Raw genomic sequence first — 9,012 nt, 5'->3', positions numbered from 1 at the left:
CCGCCTCTTCGGCGGAAATAATATCATGACCCGAATAGTTCAAAAAATAGCGCGGGGTGGAGCAGCCCGGTAGCTCGTCAGGCTCATAACCTGAAGGCCGCAGGTTCAAATCCTGCCCCCGCAACCACTGATACAGACACTCCCATGAGATCATCTCCGGGACTTTTGTTTTTTGTAGACTTTCCAACAGCTTGACGCTCAATCCAGTTGAGAATTGTCCCTAGTTCACCGTGCAATGTCGCATCGACTTGGCCTCGTTTTGGACCGGGCGTCAGAGAAACCTTCTCAATTAAGCAGCGCAGTTGCTGCGAGGCGGCCTGTCGTTGTTCGGGCTCGTTCAACGCTTTGGTTAGTGCCAACACTTGCTTCGCGTAGATCGCGGAAGTGCTTGGAAGGATGTCAGGCATGTCATCGGGTAGATTGGCGAGGAGGGCGGTTAGCTCACTCTTGCGCGTTTCCAGTTGATCCATCTTCTGTTTCATGGGCGGGTGATACATGCCATCGGCAATGGCTTCGACAATCTGTGAAACCTTCTTACTGATTGTTTCCAGCTCCGTTTGCCAGATTTTGGTGTTGTTGCGGTGCTTGCTGTTTAACCTGTTATTCTCTTCCACAAAGCTGCGCATGGCGTCAGCGACGACTTCTGGCGTCATCATATGGTGCTCGAGCCCAGCAAGCACGCGTGCTTCAAGTTCTTTACGTGTGATTGTTCGACTATTTGCACATGTGCCTTTGCTGATATGATTTGAGCAGACAAAGCGATCCGTGCCGCGAAGAGAGCAGGGTCCTTGGCATCGGCCGCAAGTGACAAGGCCGGACAGAAATGATTTTGGCCTTCTCGTGCCATTGAGGCGGTTCTGCTTGTGATGGTCACGGATAGCTTCCGTGACGTTTGCGAACTGTTCAGCGATCTGGTCTTGCCGGACACGCACCGCTTGCCAGAGTTCGTCATCGACAATGCGCAGTTCAGGCACCTCCTTGATGATCCATTCCGATTCCGGGTTCATGCGTGACACGCGCTTTCCGGTCGATGGGTCCTTGATGTAACGAAGCCGGTTCCAGATCAGCCGGCCGATATAGAGTTCATTGTTTATGACCCCAGTACCGCGTTTGACATGGCCCCGGATGGTGGTGTCATTCCATAGTTTGCCGCCGGGGCCTCGAATTGCCTCCGCGTTTAACTGACGCGCAATCGTTCTCGGACCAATACCGTTCGAAAATTCTGAAAATATGCGGCGTATAATGAGCGCTTCATGCTCAACAATCTCGCGATCTCCGCGAGACACGGCGCCGTCATCATTTAAATGTCGAATGGCGCGATAACCAAAGCAAAGCCCACCGCCAGATTTGCCCAGTTCAACGCGTCCGCGCAGACCCCGATGGGTCTTTTGTGCCAGGTCTTTGAGCATCAGTGCGTTCATCGTGCCTTTGAGGCCAACATGAAGTTCAGTGATCTCGCCTTCGGCCAGAGTGACGATGGTAATGCCGAGAAACTGCAGTTGCTTGAAGAGGGTCGCTACGTCTGCCTGATCGCGGCTGATGCGATCCAATGCTTCTGCTATCACGATGTCGAACCGGCCCACCTGTGCGTCCTGAAGTAACGCCTGAATGCCGGGGCGCAAAACGATGCTTGAACCGGAAATTGCAGCATCGTGATGGGAGGTAGCAATAGTCCACCCTTCACGCTGAACCCGTTCTTCGCAAATTCTGAATTGATCCGCAATTGAGACCTCGCGCTGATTGTCAGACGAATAGCGCGCGTAAAGGGCAATACGCTTCATCGGAGGCTCCTTGTTAAACAGATCATGCCGTAGGGGTGAGAAAATGTAAAAGCAAAAACTTTTGCGGATAGAATTGGGTGAACTGCGTGAACATACGGCTGATCGTTTGATTGGACTCAAGGGGCGATGTGGAAGAGAAACACTGCAACTCTTACATGTGGCAAGAGCGACATCAGTCCTTTTCTCTGATCTGGGATTTTATCAAACAAGGCTCAACGGATGATACGTCAAAGATCAAGATGCACGTTGTGGCTATGATGTTGAGTTTGTTCTATACATTATATGGGATGTAATGCTGGGGAAATTAAGACTCACATGGTTTTGATTGTTGTGCTTTCGTGAAAACGCCCTCGAATTATGTGCTCAGGCAGACGGCCAAGGTGACCGTGCTTGCGGCAGTTACTTCGATTTCCATATCAACGGGCATTCGCATTATCGTCGGTGCTCAAGCTGATACGATAACTATTCTTGTCAGACTAGTATTGCCGTTTCTTATAGCCATTCCACTCGGGCTGGTTTGGTTCACACGTTTGGAAAAGCTTGAAAGAAGCTACCGCGATTTGGTGCGCCACGCGAATGAACTTGCGAAATCAGCGAGTACGGATCCATTGACCGGAATTCTAAATCGCCGGGCATTTGTCACGCAGTTTGAAGGTGCATTAGAAATCGGTGTCAAAGGCTGGCTTTTGCTCGCTGATGTTGACTACCTTAAATCGATCAATGATCAATACGGGCATTTGGCTGGCGATGATGCTGTAATGGCGGTTGCGAGTGCACTTCAACAAGTCCTGCCTCAAGATAGCTTGATCGGGCGTATCGGTGGCGATGAATTTTGCGCATTTGTCGACCTTGCGAAAACGGCTGATGTGCACGAGGTAATTACTCATATCAATCTTGGCGCTGCAGAATTATTCCGCAAGAGCCAGCCTGAAGCGCATCATCATTTGTCCGTATCCATTGGATATTCCAGATGCGAACAAAAATTGAGCTTTAAAGACGCGATCCTACGGGTGGATCAAAAGCTTTATCGAAAAAAGCGGTCGCGTTAGATCGCCGTGGAACATGAAAGCTTTTTGAAAGCTATAATGGTCGAAGTCACTGATGAGTGCGCTCAGCCAAAAGCAAAGAAAATCAGCAGCCCTTTACGAGAAATTGCCAGCCCTCAGTATGGGCTGGCAATGGACCGACAGGTACTTACGATCACGCTATAGTGTCTCTGATCGGCCCTCGTCTTGCTCTTGGTCATTTAAGCTGAGTGTCTCGCAAATCGGCCCGAATATCTGGATTTCCATATGCCCGCGCAAAGGTTGGGGCTGGATGACAATCTTGTCGATAAGCGATCTTATGATATCACCCGCCACATGAATGTGTTCGCGCTGATTAAGACATTGGGTAAGCTCTGACAGCTTGCCTTTGAAAAGCTGTTCGAGTTCGGCCGGGACAGGCTTGATATCGTTGCAGGCGTTGACCTGTTCACGGAGTTCCAGTTTTAGACGCTCAAGCCGATCAAGTTCGGCCTTCATGCTCTCATGAAACATCCCCGCTTTGATCGCATTCACCAATGCTGCAATTTCTTTGTCTGTTTGCGCGAGTTGGCTTTTGATATGTGCTGTACCGATCAAGGCATCGCCCTGAAGCCTGCGGCTTTCAACAGCAAATGTGCGCTGAGCGACGCTGATCAACTCTGCTTTCGCCAGCAGTCGTTTCCAGCCTGAAACAGCCATATTCTCCAATGTAACACGTAGGATCGTTCGTCCGTTGGCGCAGGTACCTTGACCAATATGGTTGGAGCAAACGAAGCGTTTTGCACCACGTAAAGAATAATGGCCTCCGCATTCGGCGCAGAACACTTTTCCGGAGAGCAGCGATACTGGTCGACGCATGCCGGAAAGTCTGTTGTTTGAATGGTAGGACTGAATAGACGCAGTCATGTTAGCACTCATCTCAGAAATGATTTTTTGACGTTTGCGCACAGCTTCCCAAAGAGCATCATCAACGATACGCAATTTGGGCAGATTATTGATGACCAATTCTTCGGGCGGATTGAGTCTTGATACGCGTCTGCCGGTTTCCAGGTCTTTTTGATAGCGCAACCGGTTCCAGATCAGTCTGCCGATATAGAGTTCATTATTAATGATACCAGTACCACGTTTATGATGCCCTCTGATTGTCGTATCATTCCATTTCTTGCCATTCGGACCTTTGATCTTCGTGGCATTAAGGTCGCGCGCTATAGCGCGAGGAGAGCGGCCGGCTGCAAATTCTGTAAATATGCGGCGTATCACAACGGCTTCAACTTCGTTGATTTTGCGCTGGCCTCGCATCGGCGTTCCATCCGGATTGAGTTTCTTCAGAACTCTGTAACCATAGCCACATCCGCCCGCCGACAAACCAGCCTCAATGCGACCCCTAAGGCCGCGTTTCGTCTTCTCCGAAAGATCCTTGAGATACAGCGCATTCATCGTCCCTTTAAGGCCAATATGCAGTTCAGTGATTTCGCCTTCGGAAACAGTGATAATTTGAATACCGAAGAACCGCATTTTTTTGTAAAGAATAGCAGCATCAGCCTGATCGCGTGTAAAGCGATCAAGGGATTCTGCGATAATGATATCAAACTTTCCTCTCTCGGCATCAGCCATGAGTTGCCTGATGCCGGGTCGCGAAATGAAGGTCGAACCAGAGCTTGCTGCATCCTGATATTGATTGACAATTTGCCAGCCCGGCTGCTTCTCGACATGGTGCGCGATGAGACTAAGTTGGTCCTGGATGGAGGACTGGCTTTGCAGTGTGCTCGAATAACGACCATAACTTGCGACGCGTTTCATTGGATACTCCGTTGGTTTCATGGTTGTGAGTGAGATTGAATTCTGAAAACGTTGCATGGGGCTGAAACTCCTGTTGGGTTAGTGGTTTGTGGCGGTGGAAGACGTGGACTGGGTGCGCAAAACATCACGTGCAATTTGCTGAGCAATCAGCTCGGCAAGTTGCAAACTGGCCCTGTTAATCAGGCGGGCGTTGTCGGAGAGGTCTGCTTCGACCTTAAGAACAATGCGCGGTTGCTTCCGCATTCGCGCAATGGTTCGAGGCGTGTTGCTGGCGCAATTTTTTGCGTCAGTTAAGGGTGTGGAGTCGTTTCTTGTTTTCTGCTTGGCCATGTGGGCCTCCTTGCGTTTCGGAGGCCTTTCAATAATCACGTCGTTTCATGTAAAAGTTTGCAGAAATACTCCGACACTTTAAAAATATTCGGGAGGACAAAATCTGCCCGAGGGTCGGTACGATCAAAACGGTGTTTTGGAGTAAAATGCTATGGCGGAGGGCGTTGAGCATTTATTGTGTAAGTTGAAAAATTGAAAATGCTCTGCCTGATCATTTATAAAGGCATCTGGTTCCAATGCCGGACCATACGTTTCTGGATACTTTCAATGTTCCCGGCGTCACAGCAAGCTAGGCAAGCTAGCGGCTGAAATTGAGAAATTTGGTGATGGGGCAGCGTGACGGGATAAGTCTTCGTGGGCGCATCTACGAAACTGATTTAGTTTTACGATCGTCGCATAATCTCACGCGTAATATCCCAATCGTGAAAGAGTATAGTATGTATGATGAATGCAATAAATTAGTGAGTACCGATCCAATTGAGGCGCATATAGATATGACTGAATCAAATCGGTGCTTTCATCGGATCGGAACTTTGAGTATTTATTTTAATGTGCAGCTTGTCGCAGGAGCCTGCCATAGGTTTCCGTGGTAGGTTTTAGTTTGTAACTGCCGTTTGTTGCCTTAAATATTGCCACGGGCCGGGTATACCGAGTTGCGCGGCAATAATCCTGATATGCATCGGGCTAATATTATAAGATAAAGGCTTTTGGTTTAACAAACGCCAAATTTCGGTTAGAAACCTAATATCATCCCCTTCATCATCGGTGGGGATGTTATCATGCCAGTTAATGAGAAGCTGAACCGCGTTTTCAGTAATCTGCTTTACGGGTTTTCCGTCGGCAGTACCAGATGTCGCAATGAGCAGTTCGTAATAGTGGCGGCGGCATTCATCTGAAAGAATGAAATCGGCTGGATTAACAGCAGTCACACGAGCGATGATAATTTTTTCGTCAAGCGAGAAATTGTATTCTCTTTCCAGTCCAACCATTCGTTCTGTGATGGTTTTACTAGAGAATTGATAGGCCGTCTTGCGTTTACCTCTATGCTTATTCGCTAATCTTTCTCGTATGTCATGGCCGACTTCGCTTATTCCGTGGCTAAATTTATAAGCACAGAAATAAGCTTCTGTAAGCACATTGATCAAAGTGAAGATTGGCTTCTCCCAATCCATTAAGTCGGATTTCTCTTCCAATGGCTGATCGAGCTTGGCTCCGATAGCACGGAAGGCATTATTAAAGTCCGCGGTCGTTTTGTATGAAGTATAAACCGGAACCTTGGCTTGTGAGAGTTTGTTCAGTGACGCAAATCCAAAAGGTCTTTTTAAAGGAAAGGAACGGGCAGGGTCCGATAATAACTCAATTCGACTTTCAGCCCATGTCCCATTTCTTTTTTTGTTTTGAAGCATATAGAACCATTCTCGATGAAATATGCTTAGATGATCGATAATTCGATCGCAGTGAGGGTTCTTCTTTCCCCGCACTTTTCCTGCTGAGATGCGCAGCGGCACTTTTTGTGTGATTATCAAGGGAGCGTCTCGCACGTCGCTCAGTATGACCGGCGCCGAGGGCAGCATTGTCTGGTAATCAGCTGCATCAAGATAGTTACCCTCGAGCCAGCAATAGTTTTCTGCTCCTTCACCCGGCTCATTTCCAGTTCTGCGGAAGTGAACCCATCCCTTTTCGAGCTTCTGAAAAAAGCAAGTGTCAGGTATTTCTCTCAGTTCTATAATTCTACGTTCAGTTGACATGATATCTCTTTCAAAGTTGATAATGGCTAAAGGAAAGCGAATCTCATCAACGATGTAAATGCCTGTTTTGTAATAATAATTCGCTATTACTTGACATTTGATAGTAAATGTGATATCGACATATTCATATTAAGTAGGCAACGTTGATTTATCATGTCGACCGGATTGCTGAAACAGAATTATAACTTCAATTAATATTAATTTATCGGCTACTTCGGTATTTTGAATACCTGTTTCACTTCGATTCCCATATCAGTTCTCCGATTCTCCTGTTTATGTGTATCAGGCGACAGTCTGGTTTCTGCCGCCTGAGTTGATATTAGATCAAACCCATCTGTTCTAAGATGACGTTCTCAATGACGGCCACCAGACGCTTGCAATCATCGTCCACCTCGTTACGGATGCAATAGAGCTCGGTCGCCTGCGTGAGATCACTGTTCTGCGCTGTGCCGTAATCTGTATAGCGATCGGTAATATCCTGATCGATGGCATTGCGCTCAAAATGATCAATGGCTTCATCTGTTTTGCGCCATTCAATCCAGCTGCAGGAAGCGAGTTTCTTCTGGAACCTATAGCTGAACTGAGCCCGACTCATGCCTTCGGGTAAGGTTACGGTCAATCCGCGGCTGAGAAGCTTGATTGGACTGTTCTCGTTGAGGTGGCTTTTCGGCAGATAGATCTGAAGCGCTGAGTATTTGTCATAGCCATTGTCTTGCACGGGCCAGTCGCCATCCATCTTATAGTGAGATCCGTACTGGTCTTTGCTTTGCTGCCGGATGCGATCAGCAATGCGACCTTCTCCACATTCACCGATCTTGAAGACAGGAATGCCGAGCTGCTTTTTAAGCGCCATCAGACCGGGGCATCCGGCAATATAAATGTCGCGTTTGATGCCAGGCCTGTAAGCTTGGCTGAACGCCTTTGAATTCAATATGTCATCCGTGTCGATGACAAGATCCTTACCGCCGACAAGTGGCCACTCAGTGGCGTATTTCGATGTAGCTTTCTGTAAACGGGGAGATGGCAAAAGCAATTGGCTTTTAGGCGTTTGTGTCGTTGCGGCTTCCGTGTCTGGGGTTTTATTTTGTGGTGCTGGTTCTGATGATGCGACGGCATTGGTTATTTCCTTATTATGAAGGCAAGCGTTTGGAAGAGAAAGACTGATGTGAAGTGGACTGTTGCCTTCAAAGGCGAGGCTTTTGGGAAGCGGCATCACGATATTGGTTTCTCCAAGCGCAATGCGTAGATTTGCAGATGCTGCTTCCTCGCCGTTCTCAAACGAAAGGGTGAGCTGGGTATTTTGGTTTACGGATGTCATTGTCTTTTTAACTTTCTGAGTTTCGTTGTTATCTGGTTGTGAGATGACAAACCGCGCGCGAAGGCATGCTGGAAGCAGTAAGGCTCCTGACAAAACTTCGGCAGAATGCGCGATCAGTCGGTTTGGGGAGAAGGGCTGAGCCAGTGAAGTCCTGTTTCGCAGGAAAAAAGAGTGGCTATTGCCTCAAAGATGCCGCAGAGCATGAACGCTGCAGGCAAACCGCCAGACGCAAAGATGCGCATGGCAATGGTATTGTCAGGACATGTTCTGACACACGCCTATCGGAAAAGTGCAAAACGATTTCCGAAGAAAATGCGTGTTAAATCATGAAATCGGGTATTTCGAAGAGGTCAATATAAAATGAATATGCGTTAAAGCGCATAGAGCCTTCGAAGGGGAGTGCCCCTGTTCGCAGACATGTCAGCATTCCATACATGTGAAGGATCACAGTACTTATTACTCAGCGGGCTTTGCTTTTGGGCGCTGCCACACAAGAGCGTACTTACCGCGCTCATCCTTGTCTAATAGTCGCGCATAGACGGGCGCGACCAATGTCGGATCATCCAGCTTGACGGACAAATAATCCTTGCCGCTATCAAGCGTCTTTCTGCGCCAGGCAGAACCGACGGCATAGTTATTATGATAGATGTCGAAGTCCGGGCTGAATTCTCCTTTCTTCGTCCGTGGCCAAAATACCAACTCAAGGCACTGGCCAATGAGATGGATCTGACCCACAAAGCTGTCGCCCCGCAGGTCAAACTCTCCGATTGTTCGCATGCTTGCTCCTTATAATTTGAACGAGTGAAAGCCTCGCTCGAGCCAAAGCTGGAGCTGTAAAACCTGTCACTCAAACTGATAAAAACTGCGCGTTAAATGATCTCTTCAAAGCGCTCTTCCACTTTTTTCGGGAAATCTAACTCTTAAGAGATCGCAGATCGACACTTAAAAATACTAATCAATTCAATGATACTCTTATAAAAATACCCACCAGCCAATCGCTTTGGCTTCTT

At 48.0% G+C, this 9,012-nt stretch carries 7 protein-coding genes and 1 tRNA gene; 2 read left to right on the top strand and 6 right to left on the bottom strand.

Annotated elements, in window-relative coordinates:
• The first annotated feature begins 50 nt into the window (after nt 1-50).
• Nucleotides 51-127: transfer RNA gene (locus OPR82_RS11745), tRNA-Met, on the top strand.
• On the opposite strand, the gene OPR82_RS11740 is transcribed toward OPR82_RS11745, so the two are convergent.
• Nucleotides 84-1,781 carry a recombinase family protein gene (locus tag OPR82_RS11740; protein ID WP_265984966.1) on the bottom strand — a complete coding sequence of 566 codons (1,698 nt, stop codon included), beginning with the start codon at nt 1,779-1,781 and terminating at the stop codon, nt 84-86. The two genes, OPR82_RS11745 and OPR82_RS11740, sit on opposite strands and share 44 nt — an antisense overlap.
• Nucleotides 1,782-2,119: 338 nt before the next feature.
• Between OPR82_RS11740 and OPR82_RS11735 the strand changes: the two genes are divergently transcribed.
• Nucleotides 2,120-2,830, top strand: a complete 711-nt coding sequence (locus OPR82_RS11735; protein WP_265984951.1) for a GGDEF domain-containing protein — start codon at nt 2,120-2,122, stop codon at nt 2,828-2,830.
• Nucleotides 2,831-2,986: 156 nt separating this feature from the next.
• Here the strand turns inward: OPR82_RS11735 and OPR82_RS11730 are convergent, their stop codons facing one another.
• From OPR82_RS11730 to OPR82_RS11710, 5 genes are all read right to left on the bottom strand, one after another.
• The gene (locus OPR82_RS11730) at nt 2,987-4,606 is read right to left on the bottom strand and encodes a recombinase family protein (RefSeq protein ID WP_265984949.1); all 1,620 of its coding nucleotides are present in this window, start codon (nt 4,604-4,606) and stop codon (nt 2,987-2,989) included.
• 78 nt (nt 4,607-4,684) lie between these two features.
• A complete protein-coding gene (locus OPR82_RS11725) occupies nt 4,685-4,936 on the bottom strand; it encodes a hypothetical protein (protein ID WP_265984948.1) in 252 nt (83 codons plus the stop codon).
• Between the two features lie 596 nt (nt 4,937-5,532).
• A complete protein-coding gene (locus OPR82_RS11720; RefSeq protein ID WP_265984946.1) occupies nt 5,533-6,684 on the bottom strand; it encodes a hypothetical protein in 1,152 nt (383 codons plus the stop codon).
• 319 nt (nt 6,685-7,003) lie between these two features.
• Nucleotides 7,004-8,002 (bottom strand): hypothetical protein, encoded by a 999-nt coding sequence (locus OPR82_RS11715; RefSeq protein WP_265984944.1) that lies wholly within the window; start codon nt 8,000-8,002, stop codon nt 7,004-7,006.
• A gap of 456 nt (nt 8,003-8,458) precedes the next feature.
• Nucleotides 8,459-8,779, bottom strand: coding sequence for a DUF736 domain-containing protein (locus OPR82_RS11710; RefSeq protein WP_265984943.1), 321 nt, complete (start codon nt 8,777-8,779; stop codon nt 8,459-8,461).
• Nucleotides 8,780-9,012 lie beyond the last annotated feature (233 nt).

Origin of the sequence: Ochrobactrum chromiisoli (assembly GCF_026241335.1) — a bacterium.
In the GTDB taxonomy this organism is placed as follows: domain Bacteria; phylum Pseudomonadota; class Alphaproteobacteria; order Rhizobiales; family Rhizobiaceae; genus Brucella; species Brucella chromiisoli.
Note: the sequence above shows the minus strand (reverse complement) of the source record. Positions and strands in the feature narration are given on the sequence as shown.

Coding starts and splice junctions, on each gene's coding strand:
- OPR82_RS11740 (WP_265984966.1), bottom strand. CDS start 1,781: ATGAAGCGTATTGCCCTTTACGCGCGCTATTCGTCTGACAATCAGCGC.
- OPR82_RS11730 (WP_265984949.1), bottom strand. CDS start 4,606: ATGAAACGCGTCGCAAGTTATGGTCGTTATTCGAGCACACTGCAAAGC.
- OPR82_RS11725 (WP_265984948.1), bottom strand. CDS start 4,936: ATGGCCAAGCAGAAAACAAGAAACGACTCCACACCCTTAACTGACGCA.
- OPR82_RS11720 (WP_265984946.1), bottom strand. CDS start 6,684: ATGTCAACTGAACGTAGAATTATAGAACTGAGAGAAATACCTGACACT.
- OPR82_RS11715 (WP_265984944.1), bottom strand. CDS start 8,002: ATGACATCCGTAAACCAAAATACCCAGCTCACCCTTTCGTTTGAGAAC.
- OPR82_RS11710 (WP_265984943.1), bottom strand. CDS start 8,779: ATGCGAACAATCGGAGAGTTTGACCTGCGGGGCGACAGCTTTGTGGGT.